General features: G+C 38.2%; 27 protein-coding genes. All 27 read right to left on the bottom strand.

The window, feature by feature from the left end:
• Positions 1 to 43: 43 nt before the first annotated feature.
• Entirely contained in the window at positions 44 to 541 is a 498-nt protein-coding gene (locus HQN86_RS17060; protein ID WP_172662131.1) for a biotin/lipoyl-containing protein, read from the bottom strand.
• A gap of 2 nt (positions 542 to 543) precedes the next feature.
• A complete protein-coding gene (locus tag HQN86_RS17065; RefSeq protein WP_172662132.1) occupies positions 544 to 1,200 on the bottom strand; it encodes a DUF4159 domain-containing protein in 657 nt (218 codons plus the stop codon).
• Positions 1,197 to 1,901, bottom strand: coding sequence for a 16S rRNA (uracil(1498)-N(3))-methyltransferase (locus tag HQN86_RS17070; RefSeq protein ID WP_172662133.1), 705 nt, complete (start codon positions 1,899 to 1,901; stop codon positions 1,197 to 1,199). Before HQN86_RS17070 ends, HQN86_RS17065 begins: the two co-directional genes overlap by 4 nt.
• Before the next feature lie 11 nt (positions 1,902 to 1,912).
• Positions 1,913 to 3,229 (bottom strand): hemolysin family protein, encoded by a 1,317-nt coding sequence (locus HQN86_RS17075; RefSeq protein ID WP_172662134.1) that lies wholly within the window; start codon positions 3,227 to 3,229, stop codon positions 1,913 to 1,915.
• On the bottom strand, positions 3,229 to 3,783 hold the full coding sequence (locus HQN86_RS17080) for an inorganic diphosphatase (RefSeq protein ID WP_048903407.1): 555 nt from the start codon (positions 3,781 to 3,783) through the stop codon (positions 3,229 to 3,231). Before HQN86_RS17080 ends, HQN86_RS17075 begins: the two co-directional genes overlap by 1 nt.
• Before the next feature lie 8 nt (positions 3,784 to 3,791).
• Complete coding sequence (locus HQN86_RS17085) at positions 3,792 to 4,454, bottom strand: DedA family protein (protein WP_172662135.1); 663 nt, start codon at positions 4,452 to 4,454, stop codon at positions 3,792 to 3,794.
• Between the two features lie 45 nt (positions 4,455 to 4,499).
• Complete coding sequence (locus HQN86_RS17090; protein ID WP_172662136.1) at positions 4,500 to 5,873, bottom strand: NADH-quinone oxidoreductase subunit N; 1,374 nt, start codon at positions 5,871 to 5,873, stop codon at positions 4,500 to 4,502.
• 4 nt (positions 5,874 to 5,877) lie between these two features.
• Positions 5,878 to 7,344, bottom strand: a complete 1,467-nt coding sequence (locus HQN86_RS17095; protein WP_172662137.1) for a complex I subunit 4 family protein — start codon at positions 7,342 to 7,344, stop codon at positions 5,878 to 5,880.
• Positions 7,345 to 7,365: 21 nt separating this feature from the next.
• On the bottom strand, positions 7,366 to 9,258 hold the full coding sequence (nuoL, locus tag HQN86_RS17100; protein ID WP_172662424.1) for an NADH-quinone oxidoreductase subunit L: 1,893 nt from the start codon (positions 9,256 to 9,258) through the stop codon (positions 7,366 to 7,368).
• A 22-nt stretch (positions 9,259 to 9,280) separates the two neighbouring features.
• Complete coding sequence (gene nuoK / locus HQN86_RS17105) at positions 9,281 to 9,601, bottom strand: NADH-quinone oxidoreductase subunit NuoK (protein ID WP_216854440.1); 321 nt, start codon at positions 9,599 to 9,601, stop codon at positions 9,281 to 9,283.
• Between the two features lie 8 nt (positions 9,602 to 9,609).
• Complete coding sequence (locus HQN86_RS17110) at positions 9,610 to 10,107, bottom strand: NADH-quinone oxidoreductase subunit J family protein (protein ID WP_048903402.1); 498 nt, start codon at positions 10,105 to 10,107, stop codon at positions 9,610 to 9,612.
• 59 nt (positions 10,108 to 10,166) lie between these two features.
• The gene (locus tag HQN86_RS17115; RefSeq protein ID WP_048903401.1) at positions 10,167 to 10,664 is read right to left on the bottom strand and encodes a NuoI/complex I 23 kDa subunit family protein; all 498 of its coding nucleotides are present in this window, start codon (positions 10,662 to 10,664) and stop codon (positions 10,167 to 10,169) included.
• A gap of 36 nt (positions 10,665 to 10,700) precedes the next feature.
• The gene (gene nuoH, locus HQN86_RS17120) at positions 10,701 to 11,738 is read right to left on the bottom strand and encodes an NADH-quinone oxidoreductase subunit NuoH (RefSeq protein WP_172662138.1); all 1,038 of its coding nucleotides are present in this window, start codon (positions 11,736 to 11,738) and stop codon (positions 10,701 to 10,703) included.
• Positions 11,738 to 12,742: a 2Fe-2S iron-sulfur cluster-binding protein gene (locus HQN86_RS17125; RefSeq protein ID WP_048903399.1), complete on the bottom strand. Its 1,005-nt coding sequence runs from the start codon at positions 12,740 to 12,742 to the stop codon at positions 11,738 to 11,740. Before HQN86_RS17125 ends, nuoH begins: the two co-directional genes overlap by 1 nt.
• 5 nt (positions 12,743 to 12,747) lie before the next feature.
• On the bottom strand, positions 12,748 to 14,115 hold the full coding sequence (gene nuoF, locus HQN86_RS17130) for an NADH-quinone oxidoreductase subunit NuoF (RefSeq protein WP_172662139.1): 1,368 nt from the start codon (positions 14,113 to 14,115) through the stop codon (positions 12,748 to 12,750).
• Complete coding sequence (locus HQN86_RS17135; RefSeq protein WP_172662140.1) at positions 14,115 to 14,627, bottom strand: NADH-quinone oxidoreductase subunit NuoE family protein; 513 nt, start codon at positions 14,625 to 14,627, stop codon at positions 14,115 to 14,117. The genes nuoF and HQN86_RS17135 overlap by 1 nt, the downstream gene beginning before the upstream one ends.
• The gene (locus HQN86_RS17140) at positions 14,620 to 15,828 is read right to left on the bottom strand and encodes an NADH-quinone oxidoreductase subunit D (protein WP_048903397.1); all 1,209 of its coding nucleotides are present in this window, start codon (positions 15,826 to 15,828) and stop codon (positions 14,620 to 14,622) included. The genes HQN86_RS17135 and HQN86_RS17140 overlap by 8 nt, the downstream gene beginning before the upstream one ends.
• Before the next feature lie 6 nt (positions 15,829 to 15,834).
• Positions 15,835 to 16,338, bottom strand: a complete 504-nt coding sequence (locus HQN86_RS17145; protein WP_172662141.1) for an NADH-quinone oxidoreductase subunit C — start codon at positions 16,336 to 16,338, stop codon at positions 15,835 to 15,837.
• Positions 16,338 to 16,880, bottom strand: coding sequence for an NADH-quinone oxidoreductase subunit B (locus HQN86_RS17150; RefSeq protein WP_172662142.1), 543 nt, complete (start codon positions 16,878 to 16,880; stop codon positions 16,338 to 16,340). Before HQN86_RS17150 ends, HQN86_RS17145 begins: the two co-directional genes overlap by 1 nt.
• Positions 16,881 to 16,987: 107 nt before the next feature.
• Positions 16,988 to 17,359, bottom strand: coding sequence for an NADH-quinone oxidoreductase subunit A (locus HQN86_RS17155; RefSeq protein ID WP_048903394.1), 372 nt, complete (start codon positions 17,357 to 17,359; stop codon positions 16,988 to 16,990).
• Positions 17,360 to 17,437: 78 nt separating this feature from the next.
• Complete coding sequence (locus HQN86_RS17160; protein ID WP_172662143.1) at positions 17,438 to 19,174, bottom strand: tetratricopeptide repeat protein; 1,737 nt, start codon at positions 19,172 to 19,174, stop codon at positions 17,438 to 17,440.
• A 150-nt stretch (positions 19,175 to 19,324) separates the two neighbouring features.
• Complete coding sequence (locus tag HQN86_RS17165) at positions 19,325 to 20,230, bottom strand: substrate-binding domain-containing protein (RefSeq protein ID WP_172662144.1); 906 nt, start codon at positions 20,228 to 20,230, stop codon at positions 19,325 to 19,327.
• Between the two features lie 3 nt (positions 20,231 to 20,233).
• The gene (locus HQN86_RS17170; RefSeq protein ID WP_246269676.1) at positions 20,234 to 20,437 is read right to left on the bottom strand and encodes a hypothetical protein; all 204 of its coding nucleotides are present in this window, start codon (positions 20,435 to 20,437) and stop codon (positions 20,234 to 20,236) included.
• Between the two features lie 27 nt (positions 20,438 to 20,464).
• The gene (locus HQN86_RS17175; RefSeq protein ID WP_048903390.1) at positions 20,465 to 21,286 is read right to left on the bottom strand and encodes an energy transducer TonB; all 822 of its coding nucleotides are present in this window, start codon (positions 21,284 to 21,286) and stop codon (positions 20,465 to 20,467) included.
• A gap of 28 nt (positions 21,287 to 21,314) precedes the next feature.
• Positions 21,315 to 21,848, bottom strand: a complete 534-nt coding sequence (locus HQN86_RS17180) for an ExbD/TolR family protein (RefSeq protein ID WP_172662146.1) — start codon at positions 21,846 to 21,848, stop codon at positions 21,315 to 21,317.
• 9 nt (positions 21,849 to 21,857) lie between these two features.
• Positions 21,858 to 22,475, bottom strand: a complete 618-nt coding sequence (locus HQN86_RS17185) for a biopolymer transporter ExbD (protein ID WP_172662147.1) — start codon at positions 22,473 to 22,475, stop codon at positions 21,858 to 21,860.
• Positions 22,476 to 22,562: 87 nt separating this feature from the next.
• A complete protein-coding gene (locus tag HQN86_RS17190; protein ID WP_172662148.1) occupies positions 22,563 to 23,405 on the bottom strand; it encodes a MotA/TolQ/ExbB proton channel family protein in 843 nt (280 codons plus the stop codon).
• Between the last annotated feature and the right edge of the window lie 123 nt (positions 23,406 to 23,528).

The following is a 23,528-nucleotide window of genomic DNA, read 5'->3' on the forward strand; positions in this document are numbered from 1 at the left end:
TTTGATATAACAAAAACCCGGGTCATGTGGCCCCCGTTTTTGTTTATTGAAATTGTATCAATATTTCATTTTTCTCTACCTTGTCTGCCTTATTGATGAGGATCTTCTTAATCATTCCCGAAGCTGGAGATTTAATAACATTTTCCATTTTCATGGCCTCCAGCACCAGTAAGCTATCTCCTTTGCTCACCTCTTGCCCCTCAGTAACCAAAACACTCAAAACCAGGCCTGGCATAGGGGCTTTAATTTCACTAACCTTATTGGCCAAAGCACTATCCATGCCCAACTGCTTAAGTAACTGATCATATTGATCTTCCATTGCGATGGTATAGGTAGTTCCATTTACCTTGATGACACTTGTTTTATCAGCTTTACTTTCGGAGACGACCTCTATGTTGTAGGATTTATTATTGTAGATCACGTGAGTATGGTTATTCCCCAAACTTCTTGAATCTAAAGTTACTTCCAAACCATTAACACTCATTGAATTATTGTTTATTTCGACATTGAAATTGTAGTGTTCGTTGACTTTTACCTTCATAACTATTGTGTTAATGCGTATTGAATTAAATTTGCGCCCATTTTAAGCGCACTGGAGCGCTTATCCTGAGTATCTCCAGGGTAAGTTCCATAATCCTCCCATCCATTCCCCAAATCGCATTCATAAGTGTAATAACAAACGATGCGTCCTTCCCAGATTAATGCAAAACCCTGAGGTCTTTTATTGTCGTGTTCATGGATCTTGGGCAGGCCATTGGGAAACTTAAATTTTTGATTGTATATCTGATGATTGGCTGGTAATTCTGTGAATGTTAATTCAGGGAATACTTTCTTCATTTCTTTACGGATAAACTTATCCAGTCCGTAGTTATCATCAATATGTAAGAAGCCGCCACCGATTAAGTATTTACGGAGGTTACTGGCTTCAGCACTGCTAAAAACGACATTTCCATGTCCCGTAAGGTATACGAATGGGTAATTGAACAATTCGGCACTTCCAACTTCGACAATTGCCTCCTGAGGGACAAAGTTTGTTTGCAGGTTCTTGTTACAAAAGTCGATAAGGTTGGGAAGTGCGGTTCTATTGGCATACCAATCGCCACCACCATTATATTTTAGTTTTGCTAATTTATAAGTAGGGGAATAAAAGCTTGAGCATATCAAAATTATTCCGGCGAAAAAAAGGGGTGTAAACTTCATCGATTTAAATAATTCACCTCAAAACAGGCCGCTAAAGCAGCGGTTTCTGTTCTCAGCCGTGTATTACCTAAAGTTAAGGGTTTATAGCCATTCTGCAAAGCCAAATCAATTTCCATCGGTGTAAAATCACCTTCTGGTCCGATCAGGATAGTATAATGCTGATGAGGTTCAGCAATTTGACTGATGTACTGCCTGGAAGACTCATCAATGCAATGCGCTATCATCCTATTAGTGGTATTTTCTATTTTTAAGAAATCGGAAAAGTTTATCTGAGGATTAACTATAGGATGATAGGCCTGAAGGGATTGCTTCACAGCAGAAGTAACGACCTTAACCAACCGGTCTTCTTTAACTACACGACGCTCAGAACGATCACAAATTATTGGCGTTATCTCTTCTATCCCTATTTCAGTCGCTTTTTCCAGAAACCATTCTAATCGATCTATGTTTTTAGTTGGTGCAATAGCAATATGCAGCCGATGATTCCGCTTGTTGTAGTTATGGGTTGCTTCCAGAACTTTTAGTTCAACGTTTCTCTTTGTCTGGCCTACAATTGCAGCCTTGTAAAGTCCTCCAACGCCATCAATAAGGTAAACTTCGACCCCAATATTTAATCTTAAAACCTTTATGCAATGCCTGCTTTCATCCTCATTTAAGACATAATCATCAGAAATGATGTCTGGTGTATAAAAAACATGCATTACAAAGTAGATTAATGGTTGTCGACCATATCACTCTTGCTAATCACGAGCTCCAGTTTTATGGTTTCTATATTCTGTTCTGTTTTCTTTAAGATCGTAAATAAATACCCATAACATTCTTCGCTATCACCTACTTCAGGGATCTTTCCAAATGCATGAGACACAAGCCCTCCTACTGTATCAAAATCCTCATCTTCGGGCAGATCATGAGGTAAATGCTCATTTACATCATAAACAGTTGCATAAGCATTAATGATAAATTCTGTATCAGATATTTTTTCAACAGTTGGTTTTTCCTCATCATACTCGTCCTGTATCTCACCAACGATCTCCTCTACGATATCTTCCAGCGTTACCATTCCGGCTGTACCGCCGAATTCGTCAATGACAATAGCAATTTGAATGCGCTTCTGTTGAAGTTCACTTAGGAGATCATTTATTTTCTTTGTTTCAGGTACAAAATATGGCTTCCTGATAATATCACTTAAAGACCATTCTTTATTACCCGCCAATAATGGGAGAATATCTTTAGCGTGTACAATCCCGATAATCTTATCAATGATGTCATCATAAACAGGCATCCTTGAATATCCTTCGCCAATTATTGTTTCTACAACTTCCTGTTTAGGTGTAGATAATTCAATTCCAGAAATTTTGGTTCTTGGAACCATGATATTTTTAACAACTCGCTCATTAAAATCAAAAACGTTTTTAATCAGTTCGTGTTCATTGGTATCCAGCGCGCCACTTTCTTTACCCTGATCCAATAAATAATACAACTCTTCTGTACTGTGTACTGATTCATGTCCACCTACGTTGGAAATACCAAACATCTTAAGGATTATATTAGCCAAGCCGTTTAAAACCCATATAAAAGGTCTGAATAGCCAATAGAATGCCTGAAGGGGAACAGCAATGAATAATGTTGTAGCCACAGGTCTTTGTATCGCTACCGACTTTGGTGCCAATTCTCCAAATACGATGTGCATTACCGTAATAAATAGAAATGCAATAAACGTAGATATAGAGGTAATGTAAACCTCTGATAAATTAAAGTTAATCAGCGCATCGTGAACAATGTTATGCATCACAGATTCACCGACCCAACCCAAACCAAGAGAGGCAAGCGTAATACCCAGCTGTGTTGCGGCTAAATAGCCATCAAGATGCTGGGTAATGTATTTTGCGATATTTGCAACCCTACTTCCGGATTTCGCTTTAATTTCAATTTGCGAGGCCCTAACCTTTACAATTGCAAATTCTGCTGCAACGAAAAATCCGTTCAGCGCTACTAAGAAGAATGTTAAAAATATCTTGAGACCTTCCATTAAGAATTCTTATTTCTAAACTTTTCGTCATAGAGAGCAATGCTTTCCTGTATGACTTTATGTGCATATCTTACACCCAACAGATGTTCGATAGTTACTTTCTTTTCTTCCAGTGCTTTATAATCCTGGAAGAACTTAACGATTTCTTTCATTGTATGCGGAGGCAGATCAGCCAAATCATTAATGTAATTAACCGACATATCGTTTTTAGCTACCGCAATGATTTTATCATCTTGTTCGCCGTTATCTACCATATGCATTACGCCGATAACTTTCGCCTCGATAATTGACAATGGATAAACATCCACTGAGCATAACACCAAAATATCAAGAGGGTCATTATCATCGCAATAGGTTTGTGGAATAAACCCATAATTAGCTGGGTACATCACTGAAGAGAATAGTACTCTATCTAATTTAATCAGATTAGACTCTTTATCAATTTCATATTTCGCTTTTGAACCTTTTGGAATTTCTATAATGGCATTAACAATTTCAGGTAAATTATCGCCTGGAGAAACGCTGTGCCATGGATGATGATCGTAATTATTCATTTTTTATTTTATTGTTCTGTATTTGTTGTTTCTTTATCTGTGTTATTTACCACCTTCTTTTTCACGAACGTGATGATAAGCGGAATGGTCGTAACAATAATAAAGCCTATAATTATGTATAATAAATAATCGGTTATTTCTTTTTCAAATCTTTTACCTAAGAAATAACCAAGCAAAGTTAAGGAAGCTATCCATAATATTGCACCTGCAATGTTATATAATGCAAATCTCTTAAAATCTAGTTTAACTACGCCAGCAAAAATCGGGGCAAAAGTCCTGACGATCGGAACAAACCTTCCCATTATTAAAGCAAAAGCTCCCTGTTTGTTGTAATATTCCTCGGCAGCTTTCAAATAACGCTTTTTAAAGAAGAAAGTGTCCTTCCTATGATAGAGTACAGGGCCCGTCTTTCGACCAAACCAATACCCGGTAAAATTACCTGAAATGGCGGAAAGGCATAAACCCAGGATAAGCACGTAGATATTTACATCCAACTTTCCTGTTGCTACAAACATGCCCGCAAGAAATAAAAGGTAATCGCCTGGTAGGAAGAACCCAAAAAATAAACCAGTTTCAGCAAAAATAACGAACATTACAACATAAAAACCACCTTCTTTAAGTAATTTTTCAGGGTCGATAAAATGCTGTAATGAGGTCCAGAAATCTTGCATAGTTCAATTACTCGTAAAACTACAAATAATTATCTAGAGAAATGGTTATATCAAATTTAAAATTACCGCAGGGTATACCCCTAAAAATAATGTAATTACAACTGAAAAAATCAATACTGCTTTGTATTGAAGCGGTACTTCCAGCTCAATTTCATTACCCTCTTTAAAGTACATGGCCACGATTACTTTAAAATAATAATAAAAGCCAACCAAGGCATTTAAAATAGCGAATGCAACAAGAAGGATCTGATACTCTCCCATTACATTCAGAAACATTAAATACTTCCCGATAAATCCTGCTGTTAACGGTATACCGGCCAGCGATAGCATAGCTATTGTGAGCACCAAAGCAGTTAGTGGATTTCGTTTAGCCAGTCCGTTAAAGCTGTCAAAATGATCATTACCTGTTTTCTGTTTAACCATAATTAGCACCGCAAACGCAATGATACTGGCAAAAGTATAAGCTGCTGCATAAACCAATACATTATTTGATGAGTTTGCAGACAAGGTTACTAACGAAAACAATAAGTAACCTGCATGAGATATACTCGAATAGGCAAGCATTCTTTTAAAGTTCTTTTGAAATAAGGCAGTAACATTTCCAATAAACAATGTAATACAAACAATTGCAACTAGTGGTGGTAGCCAGAAATCATGAAGCGGAGCAAAAGTATCAGCAAACAGGCGTAAAAAGGCAGCAAAACCTGCAGTTTTCACTACTGTGGACATAAAAGTTGTAATCAAAGTCGGCGCACCCTCATATACGTCCGGTGTCCAAAAGTGAAACGGTGCAGCTCCTACTTTAAAGCTCAGTCCTATTAACATCAGAATTACACCCGGATAAAACATCGGGGAGATGGATTTGTAATTGCCCACTAAATACTGATTAATGGTCTCCAAATCGAACGAGCCTGTCGCACCATAAATCAAGGTAATGCCAAATAGTAAGAATCCCGTTGAGAATGCTCCCATTAAAAAGTACTTCAATGAAGCCTCATTAGATGCAAAGTTACTTTTCCGAATACCCGCAAGGATATATAAACAAACAGACATAATCTCAATGCCAATAAACAACATGGACATGTTCTTGTAAGAAACCATGATGATGATACCTGCCAGTGCAAATAATATTAGTGTGAAATATTCAGCAATATTTTCACTATCCGCTGCAAAATAATTTTGTGTAAGTAGAAATACAAACAATGTACCCAGGATGGTTATACCTGAAAAAGCCAATGCAAAATTATCCATCTGCATCATGCCAAAATAGGTCTGATTAGTGTTCCATGAAGTAGCAACAAAAGCCAGTGAAATAAGCAATCCAATAAGAGTAATGGGTAATAATGCTTTTTTAGCCTTAAACAAACCTGCGTAAAGCACTACTAAAGCTGTAACAGTAATTGTTATTATGATATTCATTTGCTTAGTTTACCGATGTTAATTTTTGTGTTACTTGTTCTATTAAATGCTGCACTGATGCTTCAGACAATTGCAGAATTGGTTTTGGATAAACGCCTAATACAATAATTAGTGCGCAAATGATATATAGTACTATCCTTTCCGAACCTTTAACGTCTGTAAAGGTAATTGTTAAATCGTTCGTTTTACCCAGCATAATGTTCTGGTACATCCTGAACATATAAACTGCCCCGAAAATAATTGTTAATCCTGCAAAAACAGCTAACCAGATATTGTACTGATACACGCCTATCAGCAACAGGAATTCTCCTATAAAGCCGTTGGTTCCAGGTAATGCAACCGTTCCAAGAACGATGATCAAAGCCGTAATTGCCAATACAGGTGCCTGTTTTGCGATTCCACCCAATTCACTTATTCTATTTGTTTTCAAACGGCTTGAGACTATGTCAAGAACAAAAAACAAACCTACCACATTGATACCGTGACTTAGCATCTGAATCATTGCACCCTGCATACCTTGTGTATTCAAAGCAAAAATACCTGCACTGATTAGGCCAACGTGGGCAATTGAAGAATAAGCCACCAAACGCTTTGCGTCTTTTTGTGTAAATGCGATAATTGATGCATATACGATTCCTATAACAGACAGTATGATTGCTACATGACCCCAATCCTGAACTCCGGAAGGAACTATAGGCAACAACCAGCGGATAACCCCATAAATACCCATTTTAAGCATGATACCCGCCAATAACATGGTACCTGCAGCAGGAGCTTCGGTATACGTATTGGGCTGCCAGGTATGGAAGGGGAATACAGGCATCTTAATTGCAAAAGCAATAAAGAAAGCCCAAAATATCCAGCCCTGTTGTGTTGCATCCAAATTAAGATTATAGAAAGCCTGGATATCAAAATTATGCGCAGGGTTCTGTAAGTAAAGGTAAATCAGCCCCAGAAGCATAAATAACGAACCCGCTATGGTATAAACAAAGAATTTCATGTTTACCTTAATACGATCTTTTCCGCCCCAAACTGCACAGATAAAGTAAATCGGAATTAATGCTGCTTCCCAGCCAATATAGAACAAGAAAGCATCAAGAGCGGTAAATACGATTAACAATCCGCTTTGCATGAAAAGAATTAAAGCAAAGAATGCATTTGAACTTTTGTAGCTATGCTGGTAACTTGCCAATATGATTAATGGTATTAACACGTTGGTCAATAGTATTGTAATCATACTTATTCCGTCGACACCAGCGTGGAAATTTATCCCAAGATCATGAATCCAGGAGTAGTTTACCACAAATTGGGTGCTGGCATCAGGTGTAAAATTACATACCATCGCCAATGCAAAACCTAAAGAGACAATTGCCGAAACCAATGCCACATGCTTTGCTGCATTTCCGGAAAGAGCGGTAACCAAGGCGCCTAGCAATGGTAAGAATATAAGAAGTAGTAAAAGTTGTTCCATTATGTTTTCTTGAACGATCTTTTATAGAGATAAATAAGTATACAATAACAATGAGATGATTCCTACCACCATCATAAAAATATAAAACCCAACATTGCCGGATTGTATTAAACGCAAACCTTTACTGGCTTCGGTAGTTCCCCAGCCTAAGCTGTTTACAATACCATCAACGATCTTATTATCTACGATTTTGTAGAAGAATACTGAAATTGCATCCAAAGGTTTTCTAATTAATGCATCATATATCTCATCAACATAAAATTTATGGTAAGACAGGTTTGCCAGCACAGAACGTTTAGCTTCATCTGAAGCCGGTATGTGATTTTGTTTGATGTATTTGCCATATGCTATTGCAATAGAGATTAAAACACCAACCACAGAAACTGCCATAAGGATATATTCAGTAGCGTGATCCGGTGATTCCCCGGTATGCTTAATTACCGGAGAAAGCCAATGTGATAACCAATGATTTCCGCCCAAAGCCTCAGGCACACCAATGATACCACCAACGGCTGACAATACCGCCAACACGATCAAAGGAATTGTCATTGATTTAGGTGATTCATGAATTTTTTCTTCGGCATGATGCGTTCCGCGATATTTACCGTAAAAAGTAAGGAACAACATCCTGAACATATAAAATGCAGTAAGAAACGCGCCAAATACTGCAATTCCCCACATTACTTTATCGTGCAGGTACACATGTGCCAAAATCTCGTCTTTAGAGAAGAATCCAGAAAAAGGAGGAAGCCCTGCTATAGCAATGGTACCAATAAGCATTGTGATAAAAGTTACAGGTAGTTTTTTACGTAAACCGCCCATATGTCTCATATCTTGTTCGTGATGTAAGGCATGAATAACAGATCCTGCACACAAGAATAATAATGCTTTGAAGAATGCGTGAGTAATCACATGGAAGAAAGCTCCATTATATGCGCCAACACCTAAACCTAAAAACATGTATCCCAATTGTGATACAGTAGAATAAGCAAGTACTTTTTTGATATCTGTTTGCGTGAGTGCAATAATTGCCGCTACAATAGCGGTAGCAAGGCCAACGATGGCAATTACGTGTTGAATTAAAGGGGCCAAATCAAAGATCAGGTTAGATCTGGCGATCATATAGATACCGGCAGTAACCATGGTTGCGGCATGTATTAAGGCTGAAACAGGTGTTGGTCCAGCCATCGCATCAGGTAACCAGGTAAAAAGAGGTAGCTGAGCAGATTTACCGCAGGCTCCGATAAATAACAACAATGCGATAAGCGCTATGGTTGTGTTTCCAGGGAGCATATTAGCTGCCTGAGGAAATATTTTAGAAAACTCTACACTTCCGAAAGTAGTGAAGATAAAGAATACACCCAGCAAAAAGCCCAGATCACCGATACGGTTCATCACAAAAGCCTTTTTAGCTGCAGAAGCATAGCTACTATTTGTATACCAAAACCCGATCAGAAGGTAAGAGCATAACCCAACCCCTTCCCATCCAATGAACATTACGATGTAGTTTGATCCCAATACCAGTAAAAGCATAAAAAAGATAAACAGGTTCAGGTAGCTAAAAAACTTACCGAATCCTTCATCGCTATGCATATATCCGATTGAGTAGATATGGATCAGAAACCCTACTCCGGTAACAATAAGTAGCATTATAGCACTTAACGGGTCTACCAGAAAAGATACCGGAATATGTAACGCACCGGCATTTATCCAATCAAAAAGAAAAATTTCATGAGATTTATTTGCGTCTGCACCTAAGGCCAGAAATATACCAACACTGATCGCAAAAGAAACAAAAATAACACTGCTTCCTATAAAACCAATAAGGCTTTTAGATAATGTGTTTCTTCCCAAGCCATTGATTATAAAACCAATCAGAGGAATCAACGGAACCAGCCAAACTAAATCTATTATCATTTTTTATCTATACTTAATATTACCACTTAAGGCGATTCAACACATTAATATCTACTGACTGTGTATTTCTATACACCATCACAATAATACTTAAGCCCACCGCAACCTCTGCAGCGGCTAAAGCCATTATGAAAAACACAAAAACCTGTCCGGATGGATCATTGTTATGCACTGAAAAAGCTGTTAGCAGCAAATTAACTGCATTCAGCATCAATTCAACCGACATAAATATAACTATAGCGTTTCTGCGGGTTAATACTCCAATAACGCCAATGGTGAAAATAATAGCACTTAGCCAGATGTAGTGGTTAAGTGGTACGCCCTGCAATTGTTGAGTCATGTTCTCCACTATACTTTTTCTTTTTTAGTTAACAATACTGCACCAACCATCGCAGAAAGCAATAAGATTGATGAAAGTTCAAACGGCAACATAAAAGGGCCGAACAATTCCTTGCCCAGATTTTTCAGTAAGCCCAAATTAGGATTTCTTAAAATCACCGGATCAGACACTGCAGTAGCCTTTAGGGATCCAACCAAAGTAACCACAAGACAGCATCCTGCGATCACACCGACAACTTTTACTGCTCCTGATTTTAACGGCTCGTTATCCTTATTGAGGTTCAGTAACATCAGCACAAAAAGGAATAGAACCATAATTGCACCCATGTAAACAATGAAATTTACCACAGCCAAAAACTGTGCGTTTAACAGAATGTAGTGAACCGTAAATGTGAAGAATGTAACAATCAGATAAAGCACACTATGCACCGGGTTTTTTGAAAAAATAACCATCAGTGAAAAGATCACGCTTAATGTTGCTACGAAATAGAATACTGAAGTACCCATTATCTATGTTTAAACTGTTTATATTAAAAGGCCCTTAACAGGCATTGTATACTAAATTACTATTTATTCAATGGTTGCTCTACCAATTTATCCTTCCCGTAAATAAAATCTTTACGAAGATAATCGGCAGGTACGATTGGGCCATCCAGGTAGATTGCTTCTTTTGGACAGGCTTCTTCACATAAACCACAGAAAATGCAGCGCAACATATTAATTTCATATACTGCAGCATACTTCTCTTCCCTATAGAGTTCCTTTTCTTCAGGCTTGCGTTCTGCAGCAATCATAGTGATTGCTTCAGCCGGGCAGGACAGCGCACACAACCCACAAGCAGTACAACGCTCTCTTCCCTGCTCATCTCTTTTCAAAGAATGCATCCCTCTAAAGTTGGTTGAGAATTCTCTTTCAACTTCAGGGTATCTTATGGTAGCCTCTTTTTTAAATAGGTGGCTAATTGTAACAGACAAACCTTTGGCTATTGCAGGCAGATACATTCGTTCTGCAAACGTTAATGGTTTTTGTTCTAATACTTTCTTTTTACTGGTTAATGGTTCCATTAAACCTCCTTATTATTTATCCGCTAGTGCGGGTAGTTAAAACTTTTCAATTATTGCAATCACAATTCCTGTGATAATGATGTTAGCGATAGCCAAAGGAATTAAACCCTTCCAGCCAAGGTGCATCAATTGATCATAGCGGAAACGAGGGATTGTCCAGCGTACCCACATAAAGAAAAATATGAATGCGAATATTTTTATAAAAAATACAAACGTTCCAATCAGAGGACCAATAACCGGTCCTGTATGTAACAATACCCAATCCATACCCGGATAGTTATATCCTCCAAAATAAAGCGTAGCCATAACTGCTGATGACACAAACATATTGATGTATTCAGCAAATAGATAGAAGCCCAGTTTCATTGAAGAATACTCCGTATGATAACCACCAATCAGCTCGGTTTCACACTCCGGCAAATCAAAAGGAGCCCTATTGGTTTCTGCAAAGGCACAAACCATAAAAATGACAAACCCTAAGGGCTGGTAAAGTATATTCCAGTGCCAGCCATGTTGTTGTTCCACAATCTCTTTAAGACTCATTGTTCCTGTAACGAGCAACAAAGCAATAATAGATAAGCCCATAGCGATCTCATAGCTGATATTTTGCGATGCCGCACGAATGGCACTTAACAATGAGTATTTATTATTTGATGCCCAGCCACCGATCATTACTCCGTAAACACCTAGTGAAACCACACCAAAGATGTATAAAATACCTACATTGATATCCGTTACCTGCAATGGAATAACACGATCTCCGATGGTTATATTGCTGCCCCATGGAATAACTGCTGTTCCAATACAAGCGGTAAGCATGGCCAATCCCGGTCCTACCATAAATAACCACTTACTGGCGTTTGAAGGAATAATCTCTTCCTTCATGAACATTTTAACCCCATCAGCCAATGGCTGAAGTATCCCAAAAGGCCCTGCTCTGTCTGGTCCAAGCCTGTCCTGTAAAAAGGCAGCAACTTTCCGCTCAGCATAAGTAGAGTACATAGCAATCAATAAACTGATACCAAATATGATGGCAACCAGTACAAATTTTTCTATTACAAAAGCTATATCCATTAGAATTTGGTTGTTTTTTCTAGTTCTACTTTATTTGCCTGTTGTAATTGAGGATTGTTTTGAATAACAGGCAAAGGCTTTAAGGTTTCATAATGGTTAGAAGCAATAACGGAAGTATCGCTAATATGAGTGGGATGCTCAATTACCCAATCAGCCGTTTTCTTTTTATCGAAGCGGCAGGTATTGCAGATAAATTCTTCCACCTCACCATAAATATCTTTACGTGCTGTAACCCTTAGCACATCTTCTCCCTTATACCATAAAGTAACTTTACCACTGCATGTAGGACAATCTCTGTGTGCGTCAATTGGCTTGGTAAACCAAACACGATTTTTAAATCTGAATGTTTTATCGGTTAATGCTCCAACAGGGCATACGTCAATCACGTTTCCGGAAAAATCATTATCTACAGCTGTTTGTATATAGGTAGAAATTTCTGAGTGATCACCTCTATTTAAAATACCATGTACACGTTTGTTTGTAATCTGGTCGGCAGTAAATACGCAACGATAGCATAAAATACATCTGTTCATATGTAACTGGATCTTATCTCCAATATCGATACGTTCAAAAGTTCTGCGCTCAAATTCATATCTGGTTTTCTGCAAACCGTGCTCATATCCAAGATTCTGAAGGTCACATTCTCCGGCCTGATCACAAACAGGGCAGTCTAAAGGATGGTTGATCAGTAGCATTTCTACTACACCGCTTCGCGCTTCAATAACTTCCGGAGAAGTGATATTTTGAACCTCCATGCCATCCATAACTGTTGTACGGCATGATGCTACCAACTTTGGCATTGGCCTGGGATCTTTCTCAGACCCCTTGCTAACTTTAACAATACAAGTACGGCATTTTCCTCCGCTACCTTCTAATTTGGAATAATAGCACATTGCAGGAGGCACTATATCACCACCTATTTGCCTTGCAGCATTTAGAATAGTTGTGCCGGGTGCTACTTCTACTGTTATCCCGTCTATGGTTACCTTAACTTTGTCACTCATGATTGTTAATTTCCTGTCGTAACTTCTGCTTTCGCAATAGGCTCAGCATAATTTGCCAAACCATAATTAGTATCTAAACATTTGATTGGCTCTTTAACATGCCATTCAAACTCATCTCTGAAATGTCTGATTGCACTTGCAACCGGCCATGCTGCCGCATCGCCTAAAGGACAGATTGTGTTTCCTTCAATCTTTTTAGAAACATCAACCAATAGGTCAATATCGCTCATTTTACCATGGCCATACTCTATTCTGTGCAGCACTTTTTCCATCCATCCTGTTCCTTCTCTACAAGGAGAGCATTGTCCACAGCTTTCATGATGATAAAAACGAGCGAAGTTCCAGGTGTTTCTAACAATACACTGATCTTCATCAAATGCGATAAAACCGCCAGAACCCATCATTGATCCAGTAGCAAAACCACCTTCTGACAACGATTCATAGCTCATTAATCTTGGTTCGCCATTCGCTAACTTCAGGGTAAGATTTGCGGGTAAGATAGGAACAGATGATCCCCCGGCTACAGTAGCCTTTAATCTTTTACCGTTTGCGATACCTCCGCAATATTCATCAGAATAAATAAACTCTTCTACAGGCAATCCCAGATCTATTTCATATACACCTGGTCTCACTAAGTTACCAGAAGCTGAAATCAGTTTAGTTCCTGTACTTCTGCCGATTCCTATTTTGGCATACTCATCACCACCATCGTTAATGATAGGCACAGTCGCCGCAATAGACTCCACATTGTTTACTACAGTTGGACATCCGTAAAGCCCTGCAATTGCAGGAAAAGGAGGTTTAATCCTGGGATTTCCTCTTTTACCTTCTAAAGACTCCAATAATGCGGTTTCTTCTCCACAAATATATGCACCGCCACCTGGTTGAACATATAGTTCCAAATCATAGCCGGTTCCTAAAATATTCTTTCCTAAAAACCCAGCATGCTTTGCTTCTGCAATTGCTTTTTCCAGTATTCTAATCTGGGGCATCATCTCACCTCTTACATAAATGTAAGAGGTATTAGCACCCAGCGCAAAACTTGAAACGATCATTCCCTCAATAAGTGCATGAGGGATATGGGTCATCAGATAACGATCTTTAAAAGTTCCTGGCTCAGACTCGTCTGCATTACAAACTAAATATCTTGCTACGCCTTCAGGTTTCGCCAAAAAACTCCATTTCATTCCCGTAGGGAATCCTGCACCGCCACGTCCACGTAATCCAGACTTCTTAACTTCTTCCACTACTTCATCAGGAGTCAAAGTTTTTAAGGCCTTTTCTACGGCACGATAACCGCCTTTTTGGCGATAAACATCAAATGTATTGATGCCTGGTACGTTTATGTGTTCTAATAATAGTTTACGGGCCATTATTTCTTGCGTAAATCTTGTATCAACTCGTCAACCTTTTGTTCATTAAGGTTTTCGTAAAATGTATATTCCGGACCGATCTGTAATACCGGGCCATATCCACAGGCAGCTAAACACTCTACACCTCTCCAGCTAAACAAGCCATCAGGTGTAACCTCCCCTTCTTTAACGCCTAGATTTTGTTCTATATGGTTCATCAGCTTCTCAGCACCCACTAAACAACAAGGGCCGGTTCTGCATACTTCCAGAACATACTTACCCTGAGGTTTTAAAAAATACATGCTGTAAAACGAAGCTACTTCATATACCTCAATGTTCTGGATATCCAGATAAGCAGCAACTTTATCCATTGCATCCGGGCTTAACCAGCCTAATTCAGCCTGAACCTCATGAAGCATCGGCAATAAAGCAGATTTATGTTTACCCTTCGGGTATCTGCTAATTATCTCATCAAACTTCTCTTTTAAAGCTGATGAAAACTCTACAGGTTGTTGTTGTTCTACTTTAAGCATCTAATTCTCCTGCAATAATGTTCATACTACTCATGTTGATAATGGCATCTGACAGCAGCATGCCTTTACTCATTGGTGCAAACATTTGGTAATTAATAAAACTAGGTCTTCTGAAGTGTAAACGATATGGCGTTCTTCCTCCATCATTGATTAAATAGAAGCCCAACTCACCATTACCACCTTCAACTGAATGATATACTTCAGCTTTAGGAGCATCAATTTCGCCCATCACGATTTTAAAATGATAGATTAAAGCTTCCATGTTATTATAAACTTCTTCCTTAGCAGGCAAATAGAATTCAGGTACATCCGCATGGAAAATACCTGCCGGTTCGTGCTTTAATTTTTCTAAAGCCTGTTCGATTAACCTAACACTTTGCCACATTTCTTCATTCCGAACAAGATAACGGTCATAAATATCACCACTTGTTCCTACCGGAACTTCAAAATCAAAATCTTCATATGACGAATATGGATCACTCACGCGAACGTCATAGTCAACTCCAGCTGAACGCAACAGCGGTCCGGTCCATCCATAATCCAGTGCCTGTTCCGCTGATACCGCTGCAACTTTCGCTGTACGGTCAATAAAAATACGGTTACGGTTAAGCAAGCTTTCAAATTCTCTTAGTGCTACGGGGAACTCTTTCAAAAACTTATTGATTTTGGCAAAGGCAATTTCATTAAAGTCTCTTTCGAAGCCTCCAATACGACCAATATTGGTCGTTAATCTTGCACCACAAATCTCTTCATAGATCTCATAAATATGTTCTCTGAATTGAAATAAATATAAGAATGTGGTTGTTGCGCCTGTATCCTGAGCAATAATGGTATTACAGATAATGTGATCTGAAATACGTGCCAATTCCATAATAATTACCCTTAAGTAATCCACACGCTTTGGCATTTTAATATTCAATAACTTCTCTACAGTCATGTGCCATCCCATATTATTTATGGGAGAAGAGCAGTAGTTTAACCGATCTGTTAAAGGAGTAATTTGATAGAATGGGCGATGTTCCGCAATTTTTTCAAAAGCACGGTGAATGTACCCAATAGTAGATACACCACTAACGATGCGCTCACCATCCAATTGAATTACATTCTGAAAAACACCATGTGTTGCAGGGTGAGTTGGACCTAAATTTAAGGTTACCAATTCATTCTGTGGGTCGTTATCTGTATATACCGGTTGATTCATTTTTTCTTATCTACCAAAGTATTCGTCTTTTTTATCTACTCTGTTCGGATCTTCCAAAGGATATTGTTTTAACATGGGATGCACACCTAGCTCGTCCATATTCAATATTCTTCTCAAATCCGGATGGCCTTCAAACTTTACTCCAAACAAGTCATAAGTTTCTCTTTCCATCCAATTAGCTGCATTCCATAAGGTTGTAGCGGTTGGGATTTCAGGATGATGCTCATCAATGAAAACCTTAACCCTAATCCTGATTTTGTTCACCATACTGTGTAAATGGTAAACTACAGCAATGCCATGCTTTTTCTCAGGATAATGTACTGCAGTAATATCGGTAAGAAAGTTAAAGCTAGCTAGCGTATTTTGTTTAAGAAATGCCAGAACATTAATAATAACATCCTTTGTGGTTTCAAAAGTAAGCAAGCCATAAGGCTCATTAATTCCAACTATTTTTTCACCGAACTTTTCAGTCAGTTGTTGTATTAATTCCTGATTAGTAACCTCTGCCATTAGTCAATTCCGTATGAAGCCAACATTTCTCTATATTGATCTGAATTTCTTCTTCTTGAAGATTCATTCCTAACCAATTCCTGAATTTTACCAAAACCATCCAATATAGCTTCTGGTCTTGGTGGACATCCTGGCACATATACATCGACCGGAATAATTTCATCTATTCCCTGTAAAACAGAATAAGTATCGAATATACCTCCACTGGATGCACAAGCGCCAACAGCCATCACCCAACGGGGTTCAGCCATCTGCAAATATACCTGTTTAAGAACCGGGCTCATTTTCTTAGCTATGGTTCCCATTACCATTAATAAATCTGCCTGACGGGGAGAAAAGCTTAAACGCTCAGATCCGAATCGGCCAAAGTCATAATGAGATCCCATGGTGGCCATAAACTCAATACCACAGCAAGAAGTGGCAAATGGTAAGGGCCATAATGAATGGGAACGGGCCAGGCCGATAACCTTGTCTAAGGAGGTAGCAAAAAAACCAGATCCTTCTATGCCTGGAGGCGCGTCTACTATATTGATGTTACTCATGATACAAAACGAAAAAGGTTCATTCCTTTAAAGAATGAACCACAAATCTACAATTTTTTAAAAGCAAATGAATTAAGTTGAGGGCATTTAGAAACAATCTAAATAACCTAATTCCAATCCAATGCTTTCTTTTTTATCACATAAATAAAGCCTAATAATAAGGTTCCCATAAAGATGAACATCTCTATCATTCCAGACATTCCAAGTGCTCTAAAATTAACTGCCCAAGGGTACATGAATATCACCTCCACATCAAACAGGACAAACAGTATAGCCACTAGAAAATACTTGATGGAAAATGGCTGACGCGCATTACCGACAACTTTTACACCTGCTTCAAATGTTGCCAGCTTATCAGCTGTTTTTCTTTTTGGACCTAAAAAGTGTGTCGCGATTAAAGTAACCACCACAAATCCTAAGGCAACAACTACTTGAAATATAATTGGTAAAAAATCTACGGGTACGCTTTGAGTTTCCATTTAAATATAAATTATGAGGCAAAAATAAAAGAAAAAGGCGGGATAACAACCCCGCCTTTTTCTTTTATTATAAAATTATTACTTTTTCTTTGGCTTAGCTGCAGCTTTTGGTGCTGGAGCTGTTAATGATTTAATACCTTCTAATGCAGTGGTATTTGCAGGATCAATAGCTAAACTTTTGTCCCAGAATAATTTTGCTTTTACTTTATCTTCTTTGTATGAAGCAAAACCCGCTATTTGATTATAGGCTTCCACCATATTCTTTTTTACTGCCGGAGTTTGTTTATCAACATGAGCCTCGACAGAATCTAAATACTGTTGGTAGAAAGGTATTTTTAACCCTGTTGGATTTGCTTCATCATCCATGAAGTCATTGATTCTAGCTCTATACAAAATCGCATCATAAGTCGATGGAGCTAACTTCAGCAATTTCGCTAACGAAGAATCTCCTTTCACTAAGATTTGTTTAGATGGATTGGTCTTTGCCGTATAAGCCTTATAATAAGACACATAAGAGGCAATAGCATGGTAAAAATAGTTATACAATGAACCTTTACCTTCTGGGTTCAAACGGTTAACCACATCATATGTTGCAATTGCTTTAGGATAGTTTTTAGCATCATAATATGATTTTGCAAGTTCCGCTAAAGCCTCAACTTTTGTAGAGTCCATATTAACCGCTTTAATCACATTTACTAAACCTAAACTGTCGTTAGCCTTATCTGTAGAATCCTTCATTAAGGCTTTACCAAGGTACATATAGTCATCAGAGATAATACGTGAAGTATCTTTTACCTTCGCAAAAAAGTCTTTCATGTACTGTAAACTCTGAGGATAGTTTTTGTTTTCATATGCAGAGTATCCTCTTAACCTTGAAACGATCAAGCTTTTAGGATCATTCGGATTTACTGAGGCAAGTTCTGAAGTTTCTTGTTCCAGCGTTTTAAAGTCTTTCGCGTAAAACAAGAAAGTAGCATAACGTAATCTTGAATCGTATGATTTATCAGTCAGGTCAAGATACTTTTTATAGTTTGTTAATGCTTCAGCCGCCTTAGCATCGAAATTTGCAGGCTCCTGATTTCCCCATTGCATATACAACTCAGCTAACTCACGATAAGCAGGACCATAATTTGGATCAGCAGCGATCACATTTTTCAATTCAACTTCTGCATCGCTGAATGCTCTTGACTCTTTATACATTCTTCCAATCTGAACGGTAGATCTGTAAAGGGCCGGATTAATACTCAAAGCTCTCATGTAGTTTTGAAGTGCCTCTGAGTTCTTTCTTTGTGCTGCATAGTAATCACCTAAAGCAACAAATGTTTCTGCTTCTTTATCTTTATCATCAAGCTCTTCCGCTTTTTGCAAGTTAGGTAGTGCTGCAGCAAAGTCTGGTTTTTCAGCCTCCAAATAAGCTTTACCTATATACAAATATGGAGTAAAGTCTTTTTTTGAAGAAACTTCAATTGCTTTATCAAAATTTGTTTTAGCTGACGCGGCATTATTTGAAGCAAGATCAGCCTGGCCTAAACCTATATAATTTAAAGGATTTTTTGGATCAGCTGTCACACCTTGAGTAAAGGCAGCTCTAGCAGAATCAATATAATCCCTTCTTAAATAAACATCACCTAAACTAAAGTAATTCTCCCCTTTGCCTTTTTGTGACGACACCAACGCTTTAAGCATTGAAGTCGCTTTTTGGTACTGTTCGGCATCTATCGCCTTCTTTGCATCGGTAATGCTCTGAGCAAAAGAGGCAGAACCCATCACTACTAAACCTAAACCTAAGGTTATTGCTTTCTTTGTCATTTTCATAGTTCCTCTATTTTCAATTAATTGTTATGAAGCCGGCTTTGCAGCTTTCATGGTTCGCTATTTTGTTTTTAGTTTCAAATATTTAAAAGGCATTTCTAAAATCAAACTCATCTTACCCTGCCCATTACTTTCGTTTTCCAAATATAAAATTTACTTTGTATTCTTCAAGTTAAAATCCCGTGACATCATCTTATGCGGACCAAGTCCAGATTTCAGTACGATCAACTGACCTCTCGGGCTTAATAACCAGTTTGCAAAACCTGTGCCTAAACCATCCCGTCCCTCACAATTTATGATGTAAACATTTCTTAAAAACGGATAAATACCACTAATTAGATTTGCCTGATCGGGACGATAGTATGCATTATCCCCCTTTTTCCCCTTAATATTCTTCACCCCCATCGTTTTCACCTTTGCAATATAAGAAGTCATATCGGAATTATTAGCTATTAACCAATTTACACCGACTACTCCTATAAAATTCTTATTTTCAGCAACGTACTTTATAACGTCATTATTGTTCTTCAAAGTATAAACTCCCTTTTTTGGAAGTTCTGTGATTTGAGCCAGCTCCTTAAAATACCGGAGCGTGCTGGAATAGGCATTGTCAAAAACAAGCTGTTTTCCACTGTTTGAAGTTCCTTTTAATATCGCTATCACCTCCTCAACAGTGATATTTGAGTCAAGATCGTCCTTCTGGGTAAGCAATGAAATTCCGTCTATGGCAAATCTGGATGTCTTTGGAACGATGCTTCTGTTTCTGTATATTTTATCTTCCTGGGGTGTTAGCATCCGGGATAATATGATTACTCGAATGCTGTCATTTAAAAAAGCAGGCACTATTTTATTCTCGTTACCGGCAGTGACTGCAAACTCCGCATGCTTATAATCAGATTTAAATACCATGATCTGATCAGCGATAATCGAAGAAAAAGATTCGTCAACAAGAATTTTAACCGATCCTGATGTCCGTGTTTGTTCAACAACCTCAGTCTGCTTTTTATTTTTGCAAGACAGCAGCACCAGAAAAATGAACGCAAAGCTTAGATTCTTCATTCTTTAATTATCTTTTTGATTAATTATCCGGGTAAATCTTATTGCTGCATAAACGATAAGCAACACACCAAGGAGAATTCTGTAAGTCCGTTCGATGGTTACCGGCATGTCTTTCCAAACGATTAATGTAAGGCCCAGAACCAGGTAAAAGGCAAACATAACTAGCCCTAAAATAAACAGAAATCGCTGTTGAGGCGATTTCTGCATAAATGTTTTCAAATTAAACATTGTATTCTATTGTGATAAGGTAAAACTGATTGGGATGTTATATTTCACACGCACCTTTTTACCATTTTGAACTCCCGGGATCCATCTCGGACTTGCTTTTAGCACCCTAACAGCTTCCTCATCTGTACCACCACCAAGTTTTCTATCAACTTTAATATCGGTTAAGCTACCATCCTTTTCAACAACGAACGATAAAAACACTTTACCTTGAATGTTGTTCTCCTGAGCCATAGGAGGATATCTTACCGCTTTTTTCAAATAAGCGTAGAATTTCTCCATACCACCAGGGAAAGATGGCTGCGTTTCAAGACTCACAAAGTCATAAACTTTGGTATCCTCTACTACCGCTGCTTGTTTAGGGCCATCACCTGCCGGACCTGCAATAACGATATCCGCATCAGGGTCGCCGGCAATGGTTTTCTGACCTGGGTCAGCCTTTTTCAAATCTTCAATTTCAACCGGTTCCTCGTCACGTACCAACTCATCCGGTTTTACAATTGGAGGAGGGAACTTAACCTGATCCTGTTTTGGCGGCGGTGGCTCAACCGGTGGCGGTGGAGGTGTTTCCGGGTTTACAGGAGGAGGTGGCTGCACCACTACTTCCGTTTGCTTAACAATTTCCTCTTCTGGAGCTTTTCCTTTGAATAACTCCATAATTTTAGGGGATAAGAACAACAACACAAATGCTGTTGATGCTATTAGCAATGATTTCGTTGTATTCGCAGAACTTCTCTGACGAAGCTCGTAAGCTCCGTAGCTTTTGTTCTTATTGGCAAACACAACATCAAGCCAATCCCTTTTTAATAAATCTATTTTAGAACCAAACATAGCCTAATATTTTTATGTTTATAATTATTTATAATATCCCAGCTTGTTTCATCGCATCTTTCTCACTATCGATAATGTTTACATCATCAATAGCCGGAGCAGTTTTAATTTTAGCGATATTCAACTCGTCCATTATATCAACAAAATTCTTATAAGTAGCTCCTTCTGTTGGTTTCACTACTATCACTATTTGTCGGCCGGTAGTTTTACTTACCTCGTCTTTATTTTTTAATATTGATTTTCTAACCTCAGCAAAGCTTTCAATATTTGGTGGAGTCTTTCCTGCTTCTCCCATGTACCAGGCAACCTTATTGTTTTTACCCAATAGAATTGTCATGGTCTGAGATGCACGAAGCTCGTTTTTCACATCATTGTCCTCTTGATCAGGTTTTGCAATGTCCATTGCAATCGGCTTTGACAACGAGGTGGTTAACATGAAGAAGGTGATCAGCAGGAAGGCTAAATCTACCATGGCAGTTAAATCTACTTTGGTATTTGCTTTCTTACTTCTTACTTTGCCGCCTTTTTTCCCACCCCCGCCGGAGGTATCTAATTCTGCCATAGTATGATTTTATTTAGCATCGCCCTCGGCCGATGTAATTAAACTAAATTTGTTAATTTTTTGCTTCTGAAGAATATCAACAATCTTTTTGATGTTTGGATATTTTTCTTCAGCGTCTCCCTTGATACTTATCCTCATTGAAGTCTGGTGTAACTCTGCAACCGCCTTACGGGATTGCAACAACCACTCAGACAATTCATTGTTTGTTGAATCAGCCGGGATACCCAAGTTGGCCTTAGCAAACTTATCTCTCTCGTCACCGTTCATCATGATAAACTTTTTCAAGCTGCTTACAGGAACTCCGAATGATCCAAGAACACCGAAACGTTCTCTCTCTTCAGGAGTAAACTGAATTTTGTATTGCTCTCCAATTTTATCAAGCGTTGCCATTTTTACGTCCTTTCCTACGATTTCGTAGAACACCTTACCCTGACCAATAGATAAAATCCCCATATCCAAATCTGGAACTTTAATCTTGTAGGTAGAACTTGGAATTGTTACTTCCAAAGGATCCGGCTGGCGCGCTGTTGCTGTTAATATAAAGAAAGTAAGCAGCAGGAAAGACACATCGCACATGGCGGTCATATCTATCGAAGTACTCTTTCTTTGAACCTTTGCTCTTGCCATAATATTTAATAAATAAACTTACTTTTTACTAATGATGTTAATTCTTCCGGTTTTCCATAAAGCCGGTAAAAAAAAATACATTATTTTTTATTTATGTGTACTGGCGTAAGTTTGAATGATGCTGAAACCTGCTTCATCAATTGCATAAGTTAATTTATCAATTTTAGAAGTAAGGATGTTATACATGATAATCGCAAAAGTAGAAGTACCGATACCAGTAGCTGTGTTAATTAGGGCCTCAGAAATACCAGTTGCCAATGCAGCCTGATCCGGAGCACCAGAGTTAGCCAAACCACCGAAGGCCTTGATCATACCTGTTACTGTACCTAATAGTCCTGTTAATGTACCTACTGATACCAAAGTAGCAATTACAGTTAAGTTTTGCTCTAACATTGGCATTTCCAAAGTAGTAGCTTCTTCGATATCTTTCTGGATAGCTAAACACTTTTGATCTGTATCCATGTTTGCTTCAACTTCCATCTCACGATATTTTTTCAATCCTGATTTGATTACGTTAGCAACTGAACCTTGTTGTTTATCACACTCAGTTAAGGCTGCTTCGATGTTGTTTGAATTTAAAAATCCTTGGATTTTTTTAACGAATGAATCCAGGCTAGATTTTCCAGTTGCTTTACCAATTACAATAAGACGCTCGATAGAGAATACAATTACCATAAGAAACATACCCAATAGAACAGGTACGATAACTCCGCCTTTGTAAGCCATACCCATGTAGTTACCTACTTTTGGAAGTGTATCGTGAAGATCTGGATCAGCCCCATCGATGAAATTCCCTCTATCTCCGAAAATAAATTTGTAAACACATATACCAATAATGATACAAATTGGAATAGTAAGAGTTGCGAATAAATTTGAAGCTGTAGAAGAGCCTTCTTTTTTAACTGTTGTTGGTTTTGGTGCGTTTGCCATTTTTTTTTAGTTTTTTAGTTTTTAGTACTTTGTTTTTTAAAATTAGATTAAATATTCCGTAATACACACAACGACTATTACAAACAATTGTTGCCGTAACAAATTTATAACTTTGATTTTAAT

It is taken from the genome of Pedobacter panaciterrae (assembly GCF_013204795.1).
Classification (GTDB): Bacteria; Bacteroidota; Bacteroidia; order Sphingobacteriales; family Sphingobacteriaceae; genus Pedobacter; species Pedobacter panaciterrae.

What these genes read in the sequence shown, in the direction of transcription:
- HQN86_RS17070 (WP_172662133.1), bottom strand. Translation starts at nt 1,901, where the DNA reads ATGCATGTTTTTTATACACCAGACATCATTTCTGATGATTATGTCTTA.
- HQN86_RS17080 (WP_048903407.1), bottom strand. Translation starts at nt 3,783, where the DNA reads ATGAATAATTACGATCATCATCCATGGCACAGCGTTTCTCCAGGCGAT.
- nuoK (WP_216854440.1), bottom strand. Translation starts at nt 9,601, where the DNA reads ATGACTCAACAATTGCAGGGCGTACCACTTAACCACTACATCTGGCTA.
- HQN86_RS17110 (WP_048903402.1), bottom strand. Translation starts at nt 10,107, where the DNA reads ATGGGTACTTCAGTATTCTATTTCGTAGCAACATTAAGCGTGATCTTT.
- HQN86_RS17185 (WP_172662147.1), bottom strand. Translation starts at nt 22,475, where the DNA reads ATGGCAAGAGCAAAGGTTCAAAGAAAGAGTACTTCGATAGATATGACC.
- nuoF (WP_172662139.1), bottom strand. Translation starts at nt 14,115, where the DNA reads ATGGCCCGTAAACTATTATTAGAACACATAAACGTACCAGGCATCAAT.
- HQN86_RS17060 (WP_172662131.1), bottom strand. Translation starts at nt 541, where the DNA reads ATGAAGGTAAAAGTCAACGAACACTACAATTTCAATGTCGAAATAAAC.
- HQN86_RS17075 (WP_172662134.1), bottom strand. Translation starts at nt 3,229, where the DNA reads ATGGAAGGTCTCAAGATATTTTTAACATTCTTCTTAGTAGCGCTGAAC.
- HQN86_RS17115 (WP_048903401.1), bottom strand. Translation starts at nt 10,664, where the DNA reads ATGGAACCATTAACCAGTAAAAAGAAAGTATTAGAACAAAAACCATTA.
- HQN86_RS17085 (WP_172662135.1), bottom strand. Translation starts at nt 4,454, where the DNA reads ATGCAAGATTTCTGGACCTCATTACAGCATTTTATCGACCCTGAAAAA.
- HQN86_RS17165 (WP_172662144.1), bottom strand. Translation starts at nt 20,230, where the DNA reads ATGAAGAATCTAAGCTTTGCGTTCATTTTTCTGGTGCTGCTGTCTTGC.
- HQN86_RS17160 (WP_172662143.1), bottom strand. Translation starts at nt 19,174, where the DNA reads ATGAAAATGACAAAGAAAGCAATAACCTTAGGTTTAGGTTTAGTAGTG.
- HQN86_RS17175 (WP_048903390.1), bottom strand. Translation starts at nt 21,286, where the DNA reads ATGTTTGGTTCTAAAATAGATTTATTAAAAAGGGATTGGCTTGATGTT.
- HQN86_RS17090 (WP_172662136.1), bottom strand. Translation starts at nt 5,873, where the DNA reads ATGAATATCATAATAACAATTACTGTTACAGCTTTAGTAGTGCTTTAC.
- nuoH (WP_172662138.1), bottom strand. Translation starts at nt 11,738, where the DNA reads ATGGATATAGCTTTTGTAATAGAAAAATTTGTACTGGTTGCCATCATA.
- HQN86_RS17140 (WP_048903397.1), bottom strand. Translation starts at nt 15,828, where the DNA reads ATGAATCAACCGGTATATACAGATAACGACCCACAGAATGAATTGGTA.
- HQN86_RS17190 (WP_172662148.1), bottom strand. Translation starts at nt 23,405, where the DNA reads ATGGCAAACGCACCAAAACCAACAACAGTTAAAAAAGAAGGCTCTTCT.
- HQN86_RS17095 (WP_172662137.1), bottom strand. Translation starts at nt 7,344, where the DNA reads ATGGAACAACTTTTACTACTTCTTATATTCTTACCATTGCTAGGCGCC.
- HQN86_RS17145 (WP_172662141.1), bottom strand. Translation starts at nt 16,338, where the DNA reads ATGGCAGAGGTTACTAATCAGGAATTAATACAACAACTGACTGAAAAG.
- HQN86_RS17180 (WP_172662146.1), bottom strand. Translation starts at nt 21,848, where the DNA reads ATGGCAGAATTAGATACCTCCGGCGGGGGTGGGAAAAAAGGCGGCAAA.
- HQN86_RS17065 (WP_172662132.1), bottom strand. Translation starts at nt 1,200, where the DNA reads ATGAAGTTTACACCCCTTTTTTTCGCCGGAATAATTTTGATATGCTCA.
- HQN86_RS17155 (WP_048903394.1), bottom strand. Translation starts at nt 17,359, where the DNA reads ATGGAAACTCAAAGCGTACCCGTAGATTTTTTACCAATTATATTTCAA.
- HQN86_RS17125 (WP_048903399.1), bottom strand. Translation starts at nt 12,742, where the DNA reads ATGAGTGACAAAGTTAAGGTAACCATAGACGGGATAACAGTAGAAGTA.
- HQN86_RS17170 (WP_246269676.1), bottom strand. Translation starts at nt 20,437, where the DNA reads ATGCAGAAATCGCCTCAACAGCGATTTCTGTTTATTTTAGGGCTAGTT.
- HQN86_RS17135 (WP_172662140.1), bottom strand. Translation starts at nt 14,627, where the DNA reads ATGCTTAAAGTAGAACAACAACAACCTGTAGAGTTTTCATCAGCTTTA.
- HQN86_RS17150 (WP_172662142.1), bottom strand. Translation starts at nt 16,880, where the DNA reads ATGAGTAACATCAATATAGTAGACGCGCCTCCAGGCATAGAAGGATCT.